Below are 17,464 nucleotides of genomic sequence, written 5' to 3'. Positions count from 1 at the left end.
GTAGAACCCACGTGCAGCGTGCGACAAACGCGTTATGCTTACATGATTAAGTTTTTCTTAACTGAGGTTCCACACCCATGAAACTCCCGCCGCTGAATGCGTTGCGCTGCTTTGAGGCGGCGGCGCGGCTGCTCAGCCTGAAGCTGGCCGCCAGTGAGCTTTGCGTCACGCCCAGCGCCGTCAGCCAGCAGATTGCCCGCCTTGAGGAGACGCTGAATGTCCCGCTATTTATCCGTACTCCGCGACGGTTACAGTTAACGGCGGTGGGAGAGATCTACCTGCGGGCCGTTCAGCCGGCGTTTCATCAGATAGCCGCCGCCACCCAGCGCCTGCAGGTGCCCCCGGGACCAGAAAAGGTAGCTATCAGCTGTACCAGCGGCTTCGCCATTCAGTGGCTGCTGCCGCGGCTGGCTGATTTTGAACGACGCTATCCGCAGATAGAGATCCAGATCGGCACCACCAACCGGCGAGTGGATTTGCTGAGTGAAGGGATCGATTTTGCCGTGCGTCATGGTGTCGGTGGCTGGCCGGAACTGCAGGCTTACCGCCTGCTGGATGACGATCTGATGCCGGTCTGTAGCCCGCAACTGATTGCTCCGCGCCGGACGCTCACCGATGCGAGCGATCTACTGCAGTATCCGCTGCTGCACGATGAACATCGTGAAGACTGGGCGCTGTGGTGTGAGGCCGTCGGGCTGGCGCCGCACTTCGCGCGGCGTGGGCCGGTGTTCACTGATTCCAACGGCGTGACGGAGGCGGCGTTCGCCGGTATGGGGATGGCGTTGCTGCGACGCTCATTCATAGCGCCTGCGCTGACGCAGGGGCGGCTGGTTAATCCTCTGGCGCAGCCCATCGCCTGTCCGCTGGCCTATCATCTGGTTTACCACGAGACCGCGCTGCTGGCGCCTGCCAACCGCTGTTTTCGCGACTGGCTGCTTGGCCAGCGCCCGGCCGTTGCTGAGGAGCGCGCGTAGTGAGGGGGCGCTGTCCGATAAAGATCCGTGTGCGTGAATGGGCACAGGAGAATGAGGAAAATCTGTTCCATACTAAAGACGGGGCGCGGCGAACAGAAGCTTTCCCGACGAAGTTAGTGTAGTATGTTCGGCCACGAATACGGGCTCGCGGTGGATATCCTGAACGCGCCGACGAGACTTTACGTTAAAAGTATATACGTAACAATGAGTTGTGCTTTTGGCCTCATTGTTTCATAAAGCATACCAGACGCCTGGGAAGGCGACACCTTAAGGAAGCTCAATGAGCGAGAAACTGCAAAAAGTGCTGGCCCGCGCCGGCCACGGCTCCCGCCGTGAAATTGAAGCGAAAATCGAAGCTGGCCGCGTCAGCGTCGACGGCAAAATCGCCACCCTCGGCGATCGTGTGGAAATTGTCCCTGGTTTAAAAATTCGTATCGATGGTCATCTGATCTCGGTGAAAGAGTCTGCCGAGCAGATCTGCCGCGTGCTGGCTTACTATAAGCCGGAAGGCGAGCTTTGCACCCGTAACGATCCGGAAGGACGCCCGACGGTGTTTGATCGTCTGCCTAAACTGCGCGGCGCGCGCTGGATTGCCGTTGGTCGTCTGGACGTGAATACCTGCGGCCTGCTGCTGTTCACCACCGATGGCGAACTGGCCAACCGCCTGATGCACCCGAGCCGTGAAGTCGAGCGTGAGTACGCCGTTCGCGTTTTCGGCCAGGTGGATGATGATAAGCTGCGCCAGCTGTCGCGCGGCGTACAGTTAGAAGATGGTCCGGCAGCGTTTAAAACCATCAAATTCACCGGCGGCGAAGGGATTAACCAGTGGTATAACGTTACCCTGACCGAAGGGCGTAACCGCGAAGTGCGTCGCCTGTGGGAAGCGGTCGGCGTGCAGGTCAGCCGTCTGATCCGCGTGCGCTACGGCGATATTCTGCTGCCGAAAGGCCTGCCGCGCGGCGGCTATACCGAGCTGGACCTGGCGCAGACCAACTACCTGCGCGAGCTGGTGGAGCTCACGCCGGAAACCAGCTCTAAGGTTGCCGTCGAGAAAGACCGTCGGCGGTTGAAAGCCAATCAGATCCGTCGGGCGGTGAAGCGTCACAGCCAGACCAGCGCTAATCCGCGCCAGGGTAACAACAGCAACCGTCGTTCCAGTACTCGCAATAAGACTAACGGTTAATGTTATGCGTTCCGGTGACTTGCCGCCGGAACGCGTACTTCCTTCCGCGCTATCAGGCCCTCAGTAGTCTATCCCCATCTGCGCTTTAATCCCGGCATCAAATGCATGCTTGACCGGACGCAGTTCGCTGACGGTATCGGCCAGTTCAATAATATCGCGATGACAGCCGCGGCCGGTGATGATCACCGACTGATGGGCAGGTCGCTCACGCAGGGCGCTCAGCACCGACTCCAGCGGCAGGTAATCATACGCCACCATGTAGGTCAGCTCGTCCAGCAGCACCAGATCGAGCTGGTCGTCAGCGAGCATACGGCGGGCATGCTCCCAGACCGCCAGGCAGGCGGCGGTGTCGCTGTCGCGATCCTGGGTGTTCCAGGTGAAGCCGGTGGCCATCACCTGAAATTCGACGCCGTGAGGCTCCAGCAGATTACGCTCGCCGTTAGGCCAGGTCCCCTTGATAAACTGGATCACGCCGACTTTTTTGCCATGGCCGACGGCGCGGGTCGCGGTGCCAAAGGCGGCGGTGGTTTTGCCTTTGCCGTTGCCGGTAAAGACCATCACAATGCCGCGCTCGTCCTGGGCCGCCGCCACCCGGGCGTCAACTTTATCTTTCAGCCGCTGCTGGCGTTCGCGGTAGCGTTCATCACTCATTGGGCAATTCCTGGTTTACGTCCCGGTTGGGCGTCGAAGGTCATTCCCGTCTTGCGACGACTGTCGTCACCCATCAGCCACAGATAGACGGGCATAATGTCAGCGGGGGTTTTCAGTTTCAGCGGATCTTCCGTCGGGAACGCGCTGGCGCGCATTCCGGTGCGAGTGCCGCCGGGGTTGATACAGTTTACCCGCAGGTGGCGGCTTTGATACTCGTCGGCCAGCACCTGCATCATCCCTTCGGTGGCGAATTTGGAAACGGCATAGGCGCCCCAGTTGGCGCGGCCCTGACGACCGACGCTGGATGAGGTGAAGACCAGCGAGCCCGATTCCGAACGGAGTAATAAAGGAAGAAGCGCCTGGGTCAGCATAAAGGTGCCATTAACGTTCACCTGCATCACCTGCTGCCAGACCTCCGGCTTCTGCTCTTCCATTGGGCAGATGTCGCCGAGCAGGCCGGCGTTATGCAGCACGCCGTCAAGGCGGGGATAGTGCATGCTGATCTGCTGCGCCAGCTGCTGGCACGCCTGGGGCGTACAGGTGAGCAGGTCGAGGGTAAACCAGCGAGGGGGAATACCACCCTCACGCTCAATCTCCTGGGCGACGGTGCGCAGTTTGTCGTCGTTGCGACCCAGCAGGATAACGCTGGCGCTATAGCGCGCGTAGGTCAGGGCCGCTTCACGACCAATCCCGTCGCTGGCCCCGGTGACAAGGATGATGCGATCTTTCAGCAAGTGACGTTGTGGTTGATAATGCACGGCAACTCCTTGGGCGATCGGTTCCCGATCGCGCTTCATCTTTGGTATCTCACTTTTGCGCTGTTATGCCTGAAAGCGCCCGCCATTGCAATCGGCGAAGCGGAAAGTATTCACAAAATTAATATCTTGCAACGATTTCAGCCGCGCGAAAAAAAACGGAATCCGCTGCGCAGAGAACACAAAGCACAAAGACTTCTCGCCAGCGGCTGAGGTACACTGTGCAGCAACGTCAGTGCTTTACACAAGGTGAAAACGTGGAATTACTTGCTCAGTACGGCTTATTTTTAGCCAAGATCGCGACGGTTGTCGTCGCCATCGCGGTGATTGCCGCTATTATCGTCAACCTCGCTCAGCGCAAGAAGCAGCGCGGCGAGCTGCGGGTGACCAATCTTAGCGAGCATTATAAAGAGATGAAGGAATCGCTGGCGGTGGCGCTGCTGGACGGCCCGCAGCAGAAGCAGTGGCATAAGGCGCAGAAGAAAAAGCAAAAACAAGAGGCGAAGGCGGCCAAAGCGCGGGCGAAGCTGGGTAATGCCGAGCCGGAAGGCAAGCCGCGCGCCTGGGTGCTGGATTTCAAAGGCAGTATGGATGCCCATGAGGTCAATAGCCTGCGGGAAGAGATCACCGCGGTACTGGCGGCGGCGAAAGCGCGCGATCAGGTGGTGATTCGCCTGGAAAGCCCCGGCGGGGTGGTGCACGGCTACGGTCTGGCCGCCTCTCAGCTGCAGCGCTTGCGCGACAAGCAGATCCCGCTGACGGTGGCGGTCGACAAAGTGGCGGCCAGCGGCGGCTATATGATGGCCTGCGTGGCGAACAAAATTGTCTCGGCGCCGTTTGCGATCCTTGGCTCTATTGGCGTGGTGGCGCAGATCCCGAACCTGCACCGCTTCCTGAAGAATAAAGATATCGATATCGAACTGCACACCGCCGGGCAGTACAAACGAACGCTCACCATGCTGGGCGAAAATACCGAGGAAGGGCGGCGCAAGTTCCGCGAGGATCTTAATGAGACACATCATTTGTTCAAGGATTTCGTCCACCGGATGCGTCCGGGACTTGATATTGAGCAGGTAGCTACCGGCGAACACTGGTACGGGGTGCAGGCGCTGGAAAAAGGTCTGGTGGATGCGGTTGAAACCAGCGATGAGCTGCTGCTGGGGCTGATGGAGAGCCACGAGGTGATCGGGGTGCGTTATCAACAGCGTAAGAAGATGCTCGACCGCTTCACCGGTAGCGCGGCGGAGAGCGCCGATCGGCTTCTGCTGCGCTGGTGGCAGCGCGGTCAGAAACCGCTGATGTAAATAACATAACGCGAGGCCTGGGCCTCGCGTTATTGTTTTCACCGGTCTTAATCGACCAGGTGGTACTTGTCCGACAGCTCGTGAGCAAGATACTTAAACATGTTAAATACCGCTGTACTCTTCGGCGTCGGTAGTCCCTGCTCATCAAGGTAAAACTCACCGCTAAACACCAGGACATTGTTGCGCTGAACGACGTCGGTGGCTTCGATACCGGCTAACGTATCCTCATGTTCGCGAATAAGTTTGTTGGCTTTTTCGAGCAGCGTCTGGCGATCGATTGGTTGGGTTGTACCTTGCATAACGGACTCCTCTTTTTCTCCGCGCGTAGTTTACGCCGCGCGGCGGCGTGGGGCAAATTTTCCATGCATAAATCAGGGGTAATGGTAACCAGTGGAGAAACAGCCGTTTACTGGCGGGATTTGCTTTTGCATGCTAATAAAGTTGCGTAACGAATTTTATCAGGTACAGTGTGACGCTTTCGGCGATCTGGCAACAGATTTGCTTGACATTCGGCCAAAAATTCTTCGTGCTATGTCACCTGACGAGAAAAAGTCAGCAAACTCAAGCGCCTGGTTTTACGGAGATGAAACGGGTGTTCAGGGTTGATATTCACCGACGGTGCCGCAACATATGAGGCAGTCGCCAGTGGAGGGTGTATGAATGTGCGATGTATTCCTGGATGAATCAAATTAGGTAAAGGTGAATATGGGTAAAGCTCTCGTTATCGTTGAGTCCCCGGCAAAAGCCAAAACGATCAATAAGTATCTGGGTAATGACTACGTGGTGAAATCCAGCGTCGGTCATATCCGCGATTTGCCGACCAGTGGATCAGCTTCCAAAAAGAGCGCCGACTCTACCGCCACCAAAGGGGCTAAAAAGCCTAAAAAGGACGAACGTAGTGCTCTGGTTAACCGTATGGGCGTGGACCCATGGCATGACTGGAATGCGCACTATGAAGTACTTCCGGGTAAAGAAAAGGTAGTTTCAGAACTCAAACAGTTGGCGGAAAAAGCTGACCACATCTATCTCGCAACCGACCTTGACCGCGAAGGGGAAGCCATTGCCTGGCACCTGCGGGAAGTCATCGGCGGCGATGAACAGCGTTACAGCCGCGTGGTGTTCAATGAGATCACCAAAAACGCTATTCGTCAGGCCTTTGAAAAGCCGGGCGAACTGAATATCGATCGGGTTAACGCCCAGCAGGCGCGTCGTTTTATGGACCGCGTGGTGGGCTATATGGTTTCGCCGCTGCTGTGGAAAAAAATCGCCCGTGGTCTTTCTGCCGGGCGCGTGCAGTCCGTCGCGGTCCGCCTGGTGGTGGAGCGTGAACGTGAAATTAAAGCGTTCGTCCCGGAAGAGTACTGGGAAGTCGACGCCAGCACCACCACGCCGGGCGGTGACGCCCTGCCGCTGCAGGTGACCCATAAGGATGATAAGCCGTTCCGTCCGGTCAGCCGCGATGAGACCATGGCGGCGGTATCGCTGCTGGAAAAAGCCAGCTACAGCGTACTGGAGCGTGAAGATAAGCCGACCAGCAGCAAGCCGGGCGCGCCGTTCATCACCTCCACCCTGCAGCAGGCGGCCAGCACCCGTCTGGGCTTCGGCGTGAAAAAGACCATGATGATGGCTCAGCGACTCTATGAGGCAGGGCACATCACCTATATGCGTACCGACTCCACCAACCTGAGTCAGGACGCGCTGAACATGGTTCGCGGCTACATCAGCGACAAGTTTGGCAAAAAATATCTGCCGGATAGCGCGAACCAGTACGCCAGCAAAGAAAACTCGCAGGAAGCGCACGAAGCGATTCGTCCGTCTGATGTGAACGTGCTGGCGGAAACGCTGAAAGATATGGAAGCGGATGCGCAGAAGCTTTATCAGCTGATCTGGCGCCAGTTTGTCGCCTGTCAGATGACGCCGGCGCAGTACGACTCCACCACGCTGACCGTGGCTGCGGGTGATTTCAAACTGAAAGCGCGCGGTCGCACTTTACGTTTCGACGGCTGGACAAAAGTCATGCCGGCGCTGCGCAAGGGCGATGAAGACCGGACGCTGCCGCTGGTCAAACAGGGCGACCGCCTGAGCCTGGTGGAGCTGACGCCTGCGCAGCACTTTACCAAGCCGCCGGCGCGTTTCAGCGAGGCCTCGCTGGTGAAAGAGCTGGAAAAACGCGGGATTGGCCGTCCGTCGACCTACGCGTCAATCATTTCGACCATTCAGGATCGCGGCTACGTGCGGGTGGAAAACCGTCGTTTTTACGCCGAAAAAATGGGCGAGATCGTTACCGACCGGCTGGAAGAAAACTTCCGCGATCTGATGAACTACGATTTTACCGCGCAGATGGAGGATCGCCTCGACCAGGTTGCGAACCACCAGGCCGAGTGGAAAGAGGTGCTGAACCACTTCTTCGGCGATTTTACCACCCAGCTGGCGACGGCAGAGAAAGATCCGGAAGAGGGCGGCATGCAGCCGAACCCGATGGTGCTCACCAGCATCGACTGCCCGACCTGCGGCCGTAAAATGGGGATCCGTACCGCCAGCACCGGCGTTTTCCTCGGCTGTTCGGGCTATGCCTTGCCGCCGAAAGAGCGGTGCAAAACCACCATCAACCTGGTGCCGGAGAACGAAGTCCTCAACGTGCTGGAAGGCGATGACGCGGAAACCAACGCGCTGCGCGCCAAACGTCGCTGCCAGAAGTGTGGGACGGCGATGGACAGCTACCTTATCGATCCTAAGCGTAAGCTGCACGTCTGTGGTAATAACCCGACCTGCGACGGCTACGAGATTGAAGAGGGCGAATTCCGCATCAAGGGCTATGACGGCCCGGTGGTGGAGTGCGAGAAGTGCGGTTCTGAAATGCACCTGAAAATGGGGCGTTTCGGTAAGTACATGGCCTGTACCAACGACGAGTGTAAGAACACGCGTAAGATCCTGCGCAATGGCGAAGTGGCTCCGCCGAAGGAAGATCCGGTGCCGCTGCCGGAGCTGCCGTGTGAGAAGTCTGACGCCTACTTTGTGCTGCGCGACGGGGCGGCGGGCGTCTTCCTGGCGGCCAACACCTTCCCGAAATCACGGGAAACGCGTGCGCCGCTGGTGGAGGAGCTGTACCGCTTCCGCGATCGTCTGCCGGAAAAACTGCGTTATCTCGCCGATGCGCCGCAGCAGGATCCGGAAGGCAATAAAACGCTGGTACGCTTTAGCCGTAAAACCAAGCAGCAGTACGTGGCGTCTGAAAAAGAGGGCAAAGCGACCGGCTGGTCAGCTTTCTTTATCGACGGTAAGTGGACGGAAGCCAAAAAGTAATGGCGTTCGTTCGGGCAGGAAAAGCGCGCTTTTCCTGCTCAGGCGACCGGCAGAGAGAGTGCATTTCTCTGCCGTGTCGTCTTCCCCTCTTTGTGTTAATTTCCTCCCCTTATAACCACCTATATTATTTTTCGTTAGCGTCTATACAGTGTTGATATAAATGATATAGTGGTTATAGTTAATGCCTTTTTTATTATTAAAACGTCTTATACATCATCGCTTTCAGGATGCATTGCGGCGCCACTATGGCCAACTGCCGGGAGCCCAGGGCCTTCATCGGCGACAAGTTGCCTGAACGTAAAGTGTATTAAGCGGCTTCATTTTACGCGCAAACGGATATCAGCCATGAAACTACAACAGCTTCGCTACATCGTTGAGGTGGTTAACCATAACCTGAATGTTTCATCCACCGCCGAAGGGCTCTATACCTCCCAGCCGGGTATCAGTAAGCAGGTCCGCATGCTGGAGGATGAGCTGGGCATTCAGATCTTTGCCCGCAGCGGTAAACACTTAACCCAGGTGACGCCGGCCGGGCAGGAGATCATCCGCATCGCCCGCGAAGTGCTGTCGAAAGTCGATGCCATCAAATCTGTCGCCGGAGAGCATACCTGGCCTGACAAAGGGTCTCTTTACGTCGCCACCACCCATACCCAGGCGCGCTATGCGTTACCGGGAGTGATCAAGGGGTTTATTGAACGCTACCCGCGGGTGTCGCTGCATATGCATCAGGGCTCGCCGACTCAGATTGCGGAGGCTGTGTCGAAAGGCAATGCCGATTTCGCCATCGCCACCGAGGCGCTGCATCTGTATGACGATCTGGTGATGCTGCCATGCTATCACTGGAACCGGTCGATTGTAGTGACCCCCGAGCATCCTCTGGCCACCAAGGGCTCGGTGTCCATAGAGGAACTGGCCCAGTATCCATTGGTAACCTATACCTTTGGTTTTACCGGCCGCTCCGAACTGGATACCGCGTTTAACCGTGCGGGCCTGACGCCGCGCATTGTTTTTACCGCCACCGATGCCGACGTCATCAAAACCTATGTTCGCCTGGGGCTGGGGGTAGGGGTAATCGCCAGCATGGCGGTGGATCCGGTCTCTGACCCGGATCTGGTGAAGCTGGATGCGAACGGTATTTTCAGCCACAGCACCACTAAGATAGGTTTCCGCCGTAGCACCTTCTTACGAAGCTACATGTATGATTTTATTCAACGTTTTGCTCCCCATTTGACCAGGGACGTGGTAGATACCGCGGTGGCTTTACGCTCGAATGAAGATATTGAAGCGATGTTCAAAGATATAAAACTTCCGGAAAAATAACCCTGAAAATAATAATGGCACTCCCTGCGAGGAGTGCCATTAACTATGATGGACTGTATTTAACAACTTAAACCTCGAACCAATCACAAAATTAATAATTTTTGGCAACACGTTTTTCATTATGCCCGCCGCGATCAAATAACCGGTTAAATATATTCCATCAGGCCTAAATTCACTGGATTAATCTTTTATCCATAATTAAGATTTATCTGTACCTGATGATTTGAGCAATTGGTGGTGACAATATGATAAGTAATATCGATTACATGAAACTGGCGATGTCATACGAGAATGACAAAACCGAAATCGATCCCGTTCTGCGTAGTCGCGTATGGGGCGTAGTGTTGGTAGGGTTGGCGATGTTCTGGAGCATCATCGCGCTCACCATCTGCAACATCTGGATTGTCAGCTAAAGCTGTAGGTCATCGTTGTAGATACATGTCATTTTTATGACAGTGAAAGGAAACTGTAATATAAAATCAGTGACCGGCAATACAGGGAGAATATATTTTGCCGCTGGATTCATCCAACCTGAAATCACTCACCAGAGCTAATCACTGCCCGCTGGCCGATTAGCTCTTTTTTTGTCCTCGTGTACTAATACAATATCGGCATACGCCCTCTTTGCACTATTTTGGTGCTATTTCGCCTGCTCTCGGATAATTCCCGTTTCCTCTCTCTCTGTCTCGTCGTATTTAGCAATTTGGGTTGTTATCAAAGTGTTATGCTCAGTATGTGTTATCTTTAATGGAGACCCTGAGGAGAATCAGGGTATGCCATCCCTGAGATAAAGGAGGAGCTATGTCGTCAACCCTACGAGAAGCCAGTAAGGACACGCTGCAGGTCAACGATAAAACCTGGCATTACTACAGTCTGCCGTTGGCGGAGAAGCAGCTGGGCGAGATCAGTCGACTGCCCAAGTCGCTGAAGGTGCTGATGGAGAACCTGCTGCGCTGGCAGGACGGTGACTCGGTAACTGAAGAAGATATTCGCGCCCTGGCCGGCTGGCTGCAACAGGCCCATGCCGACCGGGAAATCGCCTACCGTCCGGCACGCGTCCTGATGCAGGACTTTACCGGCGTGCCGGCGGTAGTGGATCTGGCCGCCATGCGCGAGGCGGTGAAACGCCTTGGCGGCGATACGGCGAAGGTTAATCCGCTATCGCCGGTTGACCTGGTGATCGACCACTCGGTGACCGTTGACCGCTTCGGCGACGACGAGGCCTTCGAAGACAACGTCCGCCTGGAAATGGAGCGGAACCACGAACGCTACGCTTTTCTGCGCTGGGGGCAGCAGGCCTTCAGCCGCTTCAGCGTGGTGCCGCCGGGCACCGGTATTTGCCACCAGGTGAACCTGGAATACCTTGGCCGGGCGGTCTGGAGCGAGGAGGTGAACGGCCAGTGGATGGCGTGGCCGGATACGCTGGTGGGCACCGACTCCCATACCACCATGATTAATGGTCTTGGCGTGCTGGGCTGGGGCGTGGGCGGGATTGAAGCGGAAGCCGCTATGCTGGGCCAGCCGGTGTCAATGCTGATCCCCGATGTTGTGGGCTTTAAGCTCAGCGGCAAACTGCGCGAAGGCATCACCGCCACTGACCTGGTACTGACGGTTACCCAAATGCTGCGTCAGCATGGCGTCGTCGGCAAGTTTGTTGAATTCTATGGTGACGGCCTGGATACCTTACCCCTTGCCGACAGGGCGACCATCGCCAATATGGCGCCGGAGTATGGCGCCACCTGTGGCTTTTTCCCTATCGATGACGTAACGCTCAGCTATATGCGTCTCAGCGGCCGTAGCGAAGAACAGGTCGCGCTGGTGGAAGCCTACGCTAAAGCCCAGGGCATGTGGCGCCAGCCTGGCGATGAGCCGGTCTTTACCAGTACCCTGGCGCTGGATATGAGCAGCGTCGAAGCGAGCCTCGCCGGGCCGAAGCGACCGCAGGATCGCGTGGCGCTGGGCGATGTTCCGAAAGCCTTCGCCGCCAGCGGCGAGCTGGAGGTTAACCACCTTCAGCGTCAGCGTCAGCCGGTTGACTATACGCTGAACGGGCATCACTATTCGCTACCGGATGGCGCGGTGGCTATTGCAGCGATTACCTCCTGCACCAATACCTCTAACCCCAGCGTGTTGATGGCCGCCGGCCTGCTGGCGAAAAAAGCCGTCGAACGCGGCCTGCAGCCGCAGCCGTGGGTGAAAGCTTCCCTGGCCCCAGGCTCGAAAGTGGTGTCGGATTATCTGGCCCATGCCGGCCTGACGCCTTACCTCGACCAGCTCGGCTTCAATCTGGTGGGATATGGTTGCACCACCTGTATCGGTAACTCCGGTCCATTGCCTGAACCTATCGAAGAAGCGATCAAAAAAGGAGATCTGACCGTCGGGGCAGTGCTCTCCGGTAACCGTAACTTCGAAGGACGTATTCATCCGCTGGTGAAAACCAACTGGCTGGCCTCGCCGCCGTTGGTGGTCGCCTATGCGCTGGCGGGGAACATGAATATCGACCTCACCCGCGAGCCGTTGGGACAGGGCAAGAATGGCGAGCCGGTCTATCTGAAAGATATCTGGCCGAGCGGGGAGGAGATTGCCCGCGCGGTGGAACAGGTCTCCACCGAGATGTTCCGCAAAGAGTACGCGGAAGTGTTTTCCGGCACTGAGGAGTGGAAGGCGATCAAGGTGGAGGCGTCAGATACCTACGACTGGCAGGAGGACTCGACCTATATTCGCTTGTCGCCGTTCTTTGACGAGATGGGCGCCGAGCCGCTGCCGGTAGAGGATATTCGCAGCGCGCGGATCCTCGCCATGCTGGGCGACTCAGTCACCACGGACCACATTTCGCCGGCGGGGAGCATCAAAGCCGATAGTCCGGCAGGCCGCTATCTGCAGGAGCATGGGGTTGCCCGGCGCGACTTTAACTCCTATGGTTCCCGTCGCGGTAACCATGAGGTGATGATGCGTGGCACCTTCGCCAATATCCGCATCCGTAACGAAATGGTCCCAGGGGTGGAAGGGGGTATGACCCGCCATCTGCCGGATCCTGAACCGATGGCGATTTACGATGCGGCGATGCTGTACAAGGCTGAGGGTACACCGCTGGCGGTGATTGCCGGTAAGGAGTATGGCTCAGGTTCCAGCCGTGACTGGGCGGCGAAGGGGCCGCGCCTGCTGGGGATTCGGGTAGTGATCGCCGAGTCCTTCGAGCGTATCCATCGTTCCAACCTGATCGGAATGGGCATTTTGCCGCTGGAGTTCCCGCAGGGCGTCACCCGCAAAACGCTACGGTTGACAGGGGAAGAGCGGATTGATATCAGTAATCTGCAGTCGCTTCAGCCTGGCGCTACGGTGCCGGTGACCCTGACTCGCGCTGACGGCTCGCAGGAAGCGATCCCTTGTCGGTGCCGTATCGACACGGCGACCGAACTCACCTACTACCGCAACGACGGCATCCTGCACTACGTTATTCGTAATATGCTGTGAAACAAAGGGCCAGCATTGCTGGCCCTTTTTCGGTTATTCCACCGGTTTATTCCGTCGGCTTGCTGTTCAGCAGATGGCCCATCTTGGCGGCTTTGGTGTCCAGATAGTGAGCGTTTTTCGGGTTACGCCCGACGATCAGCGGCACCCGCTCCACAATGTTGATCCCGGCTTCGGTAAGAATTTCCACTTTTTTCGGGTTATTGGTTAATAACCGCACCTGCTCAACGTTGAGCAATTTGAACATGTCGGCGCACAAGGTGAAATCGCGCTCATCGGCGGCGAAGCCAAGCTGATGGTTCGCTTCGACAGTGTCGTAGCCCTGATCCTGCAGCGCGTAGGCGCGGATCTTATTCAATAAACCAATGTTGCGTCCTTCCTGGCGGTGATAGAGCAGGATCCCCCGACCTTCTTCAGCGATATGCGACAGAGCCGCTTCCAGCTGAAAGCCGCAATCACAGCGCAGGCTAAACAGGGCATCGCCCGTCAAACACTCTGAATGTACGCGGGCGAGGACCGGCGACTGCCCTGATATATCGCCATACACCAGCGCGACATGATCCTGTCCGGTTGCCAGTTCTTCAAAACCCACCATCAGGAAATCGCCCCAGGGGGTTGGCAGTTTGGCTTCTGCCACACGTTTAAGCTGCATGTGATTCTCCAGATTCTGTCAGCACCTGACTGTGCTTTCTGTTTCCCGCTATTTTGCCACAACGCCTGGACGTTCTCCTAATCGCGAACGGTTAGCCGTGTGGAAAGCGCACAAACGATCTACTTTCCGCTATGATGTTCATCTACAAGGAGAAGGAGAGAAAATGCTGTTGATAGCCCGACGAACTGCTCTCGCGGCGGCGCTGCTGCTGGTTATGCCCCTCACGGTCTGGCTTTCCGGGTGGCTGTGGCAGCCTGGACTGCCGGTTGCCATGTTGAAAAGCCTGTGGTGGGTGACGGAAACGGTGACCCAGCCGTGGGGAATTATCACTCATGTCGTGCTTTGCGGCTGGTTCCTCTGGTGTCTGCGCTTTCGCCTGCGCGCGGCGTTGATCCTGTTCCTTATCCTTGCCGCCGCTATCCTGGCGGGACAGGGGGCGAAATCCTGGGTCAAGGCGCGGGTCCAGGAGCCGAGACCGTTCGTCATCTGGCTGGAAAACACAAGGCAGGTGCCGGTGACGCAATTCTACGCGTTAAAGCGTAAAGAACGCGCTAAACTGGTGCATGAACAGCTGGCGCAGGCGCAGGACATTCCGTCATTTTTACGCAAACACTGGCAGAAGGAGACGGGGTTTGCTTTCCCGTCAGGTCACACCATGTTTGCCGCCAGCTGGGCGTTACTCGCTGCGGGGCTGCTGTGGCCGCGTCGCCGCTGGGGCACAATCGCGGTGCTGCTGGTGTGGGCGACGGCGGTGATGGGCAGTCGCCTGGCGCTGGGCATGCACTGGCCGCTGGATCTCATCGTCGCCACGCTGATCTCCTGGCTGCTGGTCACGGTGGCCTGCTGGCTGACGCAGCGCCTTTGTGGGCCGCTCTCGCCGCCCGGAGAAGAGGCGCAGGATATTAAAAAACGGATGCCTGAAGCGGAATAATGTTGATTTTAGCGGCATCCGACCGCATATCCTGAAGAGTTGCCATGCTTTTTCATTCCACCGCTGCGGCGAAAATGATACTTTATAGGGCTGAAAGCGGGCTTTTTTCGCGCAACCCACATAACGGGAAGTCATGTGAAATATTTACTCATTTTCTTACTGGTGTTAGCAATCTTCGTCATTTCAGTGACGCTGGGGGCGCAGAATGACCAACAGGTCACTTTCAACTATTTACTCGCTCAGGGTGAATTCCGCATATCGACGCTGCTGGCGGTGCTGTTTGCCGCGGGCTTTGCCATTGGCTGGCTGATCTGCGGCCTGTTCTGGCTGCGGGTGCGTGTCTCACTGGCGCGCGCGGAGCGGAAAATTAAGCGTCTTGAGCATCAGATTGCCCCCGTCAGCCCGGCGGCTGTCGACGCAGGCGTGCCTGCGGTGAAGGAATAACCTCTTATGCTGGAGTTGTTGTTTCTGCTTTTACCCGTTGCCGCCGCTTACGGCTGGTACATGGGACGCAGAAGTGCACAACAGTCCAAACAGGACGATGCGAGCCGCCTGTCGCGAGATTACGTGGCGGGGGTTAACTTCCTGCTCAGCAACCAGCAGGATAAAGCCGTCGACCTGTTCCTTGATATGCTGAAAGAGGATACCGGTACCGTTGAGGCGCACCTGACGCTCGGTAATTTGTTCCGTTCGCGCGGCGAAGTCGACCGCGCGATCCGAATTCACCAGAGCCTGATGGAAAGCGCGTCGTTAACCTACGATCAGCGCCTGTTAGCGGTGCAGCAGCTGGGACGGGATTATATGGCCGCCGGACTGTATGACCGCGCGGAAGACATGTTCAAACAGCTGGTGGATGAGACCGATTTCCGCCTCGGCGCGCTGCAGCAACTGCTGCAGATTTACCAGGCGACCAGCGACTGGCAGTCGGCTATTGAAGTGGCTGAACGGCTGGTGAAGCTGGGGAAAGAGAAACATCGTGGCGAAATCGCCAACTTCTGGTGCGAACTGGCCCTGCAGCAGATGGCAGCCAACGATCTGGATAAAGCGATGGCGTTGTTGAGAAAAGGCGCCGCCGCGGACCGCACCAGCGCCCGGGTATCGATCATGATGGGCCGGGTGTGGATGGAAAAGGGCGACTACGCCAAAGCGGTGGAGAGCCTCGAGCGGGTTATCGATCAGGATAAAGAGCTGGTGGGTGAAACGCTGGAGATGCTGCAGACCTGCTACCAGCAGCTCGGCAAAACCGATGAATGGGAAGTTTTTCTGCGCCGCTGCGTGGAGGAGAACGCCGGGGCGACCGCCGAACTGATGCTGGCGCAGATCCTCGAGCAACGGGAAGGCGTCGAAGCGGCGCAAAACTACGTCACCCGGCAGCTGGAACGCCACCCGACCATGCGCGTCTTCCATAAGCTGATGGACTACCATCTCAACGAAGCGGAAGAAGGGCGGGCGAAAGAAAGCCTTGGAGTGCTGCGAAACATGGTTGGTGAGCAGGTGCGCAGCAAACCACGCTATCGCTGCCAGAAATGCGGATTTACCGCTCATACACTCTACTGGCATTGTCCGTCCTGCCGCTCGTGGGCGACCATTAAACCCATTCGCGGTCTCGACGGCCAGTAAAGCCAAAAAAAAAGCCCTCCGTTAGTTACAACATACTTATCGCTTCACTCCTCTCCAGGCGCGGCCTCGGCAGCGCCATCGTCTGGTCAGGGCAGGTACGGCAGTCTGTTATTTTGTTCGCTTCACAGGTAGAATGCTGCCCGTTTACCTTTTTTGCGCCACCCCGGCGCCCATCAACACTAAGGTCTGGTCATGACGTCTACAGCTATCCCATCTTCCCGCGCTGTCACATCCTCTCCCGTTGTGGTTGCGCTCGACTATGATAATCGCGATAAAGCGCTGGCATTTGTCGACCGCATCGACCCGCGCGACTGCCGCCTGAAGGTGGGCAAAGAGATGTTCACCCTGCTGGGCCCGCAGTTTGTTAGCGATCTGCATCAGCGTGGGTTTGAGGTGTTCCTGGACCTTAAGTTTCACGATATTCCCAACACCACCGCCCGCGCGGTGGCCGCAGCGGCTGAGCTGGGCGTATGGATGGTGAATGTCCATGCTTCCGGCGGCGCGCGAATGATGACCGCCGCGCGCGAAGCGCTGCTGCCGTTTGGCAAAGATGCGCCGCTGCTGATCGCTGTCACGGTGCTCACCAGCATGGAGTCCAGCGATCTACAGGATCTGGGCATTACCTTATCTCCGGCTGACTACGCGGCGAAGCTGGCGGCACTGACCCAACGCTGCGGCCTTGATGGGGTGGTGTGTTCAGCCCAGGAGGCGGTGCGCTTTAAGCATGAGCTGGGGCAGGCGTTTAAGCTGGTGACCCCGGGGATTCGTCCGCAGGGCAGCGACGCTGGCGATCAGCGGCGAATTATGACTCCTGAGCAGGCTCAGGAAGCTGGGGTAGACTATATGGTGATTGGTCGCCCGGTTACTCAGTCGGCGGATCCAGCCGCGACGCTGCGGGCGATCAACGATTCTCTGCGCAAGGGGGCATAATGAGCGATTCCAACAGCCGTCTGGTCTACTCCACCGAAACCGGGCGTATCGACGAGGCGAAACCGGCGCCGGTGCGCCCGAAAGGCGACGGCATTGTGCGGATCCAGCGCCAGACCAGCGGCCGCAAGGGCAAAGGCGTCTGTCTGATTAGCGGGATTGATACCGACGATGCTGCGCTAACCGCTCTGGCGGCAGAGTTGAAAAAGAAATGCGGCTGCGGCGGCGCGGTGAAAGATGGCGTGATCGAGATCCAGGGCGATAAGCGGGATTTACTCAAGTCGCTGCTTGAGGCGAAAGGGATGAAGGTCAAGTTAGCCGGTGGCTGATCGCTATTTTCCCTCTGCTCCAATGGTCTGGTTGAAATAACAAG

At 57.2% G+C, this 17,464-nt stretch carries 17 protein-coding genes; 13 read left to right on the top strand and 4 right to left on the bottom strand.

Translation table 11 applies throughout. The features are described 5' to 3' along the window. The first annotated feature begins 77 nt into the window (after positions 1-77). Both gcvA and rluB read left to right on the top strand, forming a co-directional pair. Positions 78-974 carry a transcriptional regulator GcvA gene (gene gcvA, locus RRF55_RS17690; protein ID WP_004176482.1) on the top strand — a complete coding sequence of 299 codons (897 nt, stop codon included), beginning with the start codon at positions 78-80 and terminating at the stop codon, positions 972-974. Between the two features lie 280 nt (positions 975-1,254). After that, positions 1,255-2,157 carry a 23S rRNA pseudouridine(2605) synthase RluB gene (rluB, locus tag RRF55_RS17685; protein WP_002901746.1) on the top strand — a complete coding sequence of 301 codons (903 nt, stop codon included), beginning with the start codon at positions 1,255-1,257 and terminating at the stop codon, positions 2,155-2,157. 60 nt (positions 2,158-2,217) lie between these two features. On the opposite strand, the gene cobO is transcribed toward rluB, so the two are convergent. Both cobO and RRF55_RS17675 read right to left on the bottom strand, forming a co-directional pair. Then, positions 2,218-2,808, bottom strand: a complete 591-nt coding sequence (cobO, locus tag RRF55_RS17680; RefSeq protein ID WP_002901749.1) for a cob(I)yrinic acid a,c-diamide adenosyltransferase — start codon at positions 2,806-2,808, stop codon at positions 2,218-2,220. Continuing rightward, positions 2,805-3,566 (bottom strand): YciK family oxidoreductase, encoded by a 762-nt coding sequence (locus RRF55_RS17675; protein ID WP_004196459.1) that lies wholly within the window; start codon positions 3,564-3,566, stop codon positions 2,805-2,807. Before RRF55_RS17675 ends, cobO begins: the two co-directional genes overlap by 4 nt. Between RRF55_RS17675 and RRF55_RS17670 the strand changes: the two genes are divergently transcribed. Next, complete coding sequence (locus tag RRF55_RS17670; protein ID WP_004148112.1) at positions 3,561-3,776, top strand: hypothetical protein; 216 nt, start codon at positions 3,561-3,563, stop codon at positions 3,774-3,776. The two genes, RRF55_RS17675 and RRF55_RS17670, sit on opposite strands and share 6 nt — an antisense overlap. A 44-nt stretch (positions 3,777-3,820) precedes the next feature. Then, positions 3,821-4,867: a protease SohB gene (gene sohB, locus RRF55_RS17665; RefSeq protein WP_002901758.1), complete on the top strand. Its 1,047-nt coding sequence runs from the start codon at positions 3,821-3,823 to the stop codon at positions 4,865-4,867. A gap of 47 nt (positions 4,868-4,914) precedes the next feature. Here the strand turns inward: sohB and RRF55_RS17660 are convergent, their stop codons facing one another. Continuing rightward, entirely contained in the window at positions 4,915-5,166 is a 252-nt protein-coding gene (locus RRF55_RS17660) for a YciN family protein (RefSeq protein ID WP_002901761.1), read from the bottom strand. 406 nt (positions 5,167-5,572) lie between these two features. Between RRF55_RS17660 and topA the strand changes: the two genes are divergently transcribed. The 4 genes from topA to acnA all read left to right on the top strand — a co-directional run bounded on the left by topA (position 5,573) and on the right by acnA (position 12,964). Continuing rightward, entirely contained in the window at positions 5,573-8,170 is a 2,598-nt protein-coding gene (gene topA, locus RRF55_RS17655; protein ID WP_002901763.1) for a type I DNA topoisomerase, read from the top strand. A gap of 345 nt (positions 8,171-8,515) precedes the next feature. Continuing rightward, positions 8,516-9,490 (top strand): HTH-type transcriptional regulator CysB, encoded by a 975-nt coding sequence (gene cysB, locus RRF55_RS17650; RefSeq protein WP_002901772.1) that lies wholly within the window; start codon positions 8,516-8,518, stop codon positions 9,488-9,490. A 245-nt stretch (positions 9,491-9,735) separates the two neighbouring features. Continuing rightward, positions 9,736-9,903 carry a YmiA family putative membrane protein gene (locus tag RRF55_RS17645; RefSeq protein WP_002901776.1) on the top strand — a complete coding sequence of 56 codons (168 nt, stop codon included), beginning with the start codon at positions 9,736-9,738 and terminating at the stop codon, positions 9,901-9,903. 388 nt (positions 9,904-10,291) lie between these two features. Further along, positions 10,292-12,964 carry an aconitate hydratase AcnA gene (gene acnA, locus RRF55_RS17640; protein ID WP_130974908.1) on the top strand — a complete coding sequence of 891 codons (2,673 nt, stop codon included), beginning with the start codon at positions 10,292-10,294 and terminating at the stop codon, positions 12,962-12,964. 46 nt (positions 12,965-13,010) lie between these two features. Here acnA and ribA read toward each other — a convergent pair whose 3' ends face one another. Then, a complete protein-coding gene (ribA, locus tag RRF55_RS17635; protein ID WP_002901778.1) occupies positions 13,011-13,613 on the bottom strand; it encodes a GTP cyclohydrolase II in 603 nt (200 codons plus the stop codon). Between the two features lie 163 nt (positions 13,614-13,776). Here ribA and pgpB point away from each other — a divergent pair, with 163 nt between their 5' ends. From pgpB to yciH, 5 genes are all read left to right on the top strand, one after another. Beyond that, a complete protein-coding gene (pgpB, locus tag RRF55_RS17630) occupies positions 13,777-14,544 on the top strand; it encodes a phosphatidylglycerophosphatase B (RefSeq protein ID WP_002901779.1) in 768 nt (255 codons plus the stop codon). Between the two features lie 135 nt (positions 14,545-14,679). Further along, positions 14,680-14,988 carry a LapA family protein gene (locus RRF55_RS17625; protein ID WP_002901780.1) on the top strand — a complete coding sequence of 103 codons (309 nt, stop codon included), beginning with the start codon at positions 14,680-14,682 and terminating at the stop codon, positions 14,986-14,988. 6 nt (positions 14,989-14,994) lie between these two features. Next, positions 14,995-16,164, top strand: a complete 1,170-nt coding sequence (gene lapB / locus RRF55_RS17620) for a lipopolysaccharide assembly protein LapB (RefSeq protein WP_002901781.1) — start codon at positions 14,995-14,997, stop codon at positions 16,162-16,164. Positions 16,165-16,356: 192 nt separating this feature from the next. Further along, complete coding sequence (pyrF, locus tag RRF55_RS17615; RefSeq protein WP_032438556.1) at positions 16,357-17,094, top strand: orotidine-5'-phosphate decarboxylase; 738 nt, start codon at positions 16,357-16,359, stop codon at positions 17,092-17,094. After that, positions 17,094-17,420: a stress response translation initiation inhibitor YciH gene (yciH, locus tag RRF55_RS17610; RefSeq protein ID WP_004210732.1), complete on the top strand. Its 327-nt coding sequence runs from the start codon at positions 17,094-17,096 to the stop codon at positions 17,418-17,420. Before pyrF ends, yciH begins: the two co-directional genes overlap by 1 nt. The last annotated feature ends 44 nt before the right edge of the window (positions 17,421-17,464 follow it).

This window comes from Klebsiella sp. K47 (assembly GCF_051858335.1).
Taxonomy (GTDB): Bacteria; Pseudomonadota; Gammaproteobacteria; order Enterobacterales; family Enterobacteriaceae; genus Klebsiella; species Klebsiella pneumoniae.
Note: the sequence above shows the minus strand (reverse complement) of the source record. Positions and strands in the feature narration are given on the sequence as shown.

Coding starts and splice junctions, on each gene's coding strand:
- gcvA (WP_004176482.1), top strand. CDS start 78: ATGAAACTCCCGCCGCTGAATGCGTTGCGCTGCTTTGAGGCGGCGGCG.
- rluB (WP_002901746.1), top strand. CDS start 1,255: ATGAGCGAGAAACTGCAAAAAGTGCTGGCCCGCGCCGGCCACGGCTCC.
- cobO (WP_002901749.1), bottom strand. CDS start 2,808: ATGAGTGATGAACGCTACCGCGAACGCCAGCAGCGGCTGAAAGATAAA.
- RRF55_RS17670 (WP_004148112.1), top strand. CDS start 3,561: ATGCACGGCAACTCCTTGGGCGATCGGTTCCCGATCGCGCTTCATCTT.
- RRF55_RS17660 (WP_002901761.1), bottom strand. CDS start 5,166: ATGCAAGGTACAACCCAACCAATCGATCGCCAGACGCTGCTCGAAAAA.
- topA (WP_002901763.1), top strand. CDS start 5,573: ATGGGTAAAGCTCTCGTTATCGTTGAGTCCCCGGCAAAAGCCAAAACG.
- cysB (WP_002901772.1), top strand. CDS start 8,516: ATGAAACTACAACAGCTTCGCTACATCGTTGAGGTGGTTAACCATAAC.
- RRF55_RS17645 (WP_002901776.1), top strand. CDS start 9,736: ATGATAAGTAATATCGATTACATGAAACTGGCGATGTCATACGAGAAT.
- acnA (WP_130974908.1), top strand. CDS start 10,292: ATGTCGTCAACCCTACGAGAAGCCAGTAAGGACACGCTGCAGGTCAAC.
- ribA (WP_002901778.1), bottom strand. CDS start 13,613: ATGCAGCTTAAACGTGTGGCAGAAGCCAAACTGCCAACCCCCTGGGGC.
- pgpB (WP_002901779.1), top strand. CDS start 13,777: ATGCTGTTGATAGCCCGACGAACTGCTCTCGCGGCGGCGCTGCTGCTG.
- lapB (WP_002901781.1), top strand. CDS start 14,995: ATGCTGGAGTTGTTGTTTCTGCTTTTACCCGTTGCCGCCGCTTACGGC.
- pyrF (WP_032438556.1), top strand. CDS start 16,357: ATGACGTCTACAGCTATCCCATCTTCCCGCGCTGTCACATCCTCTCCC.
- yciH (WP_004210732.1), top strand. CDS start 17,094: ATGAGCGATTCCAACAGCCGTCTGGTCTACTCCACCGAAACCGGGCGT.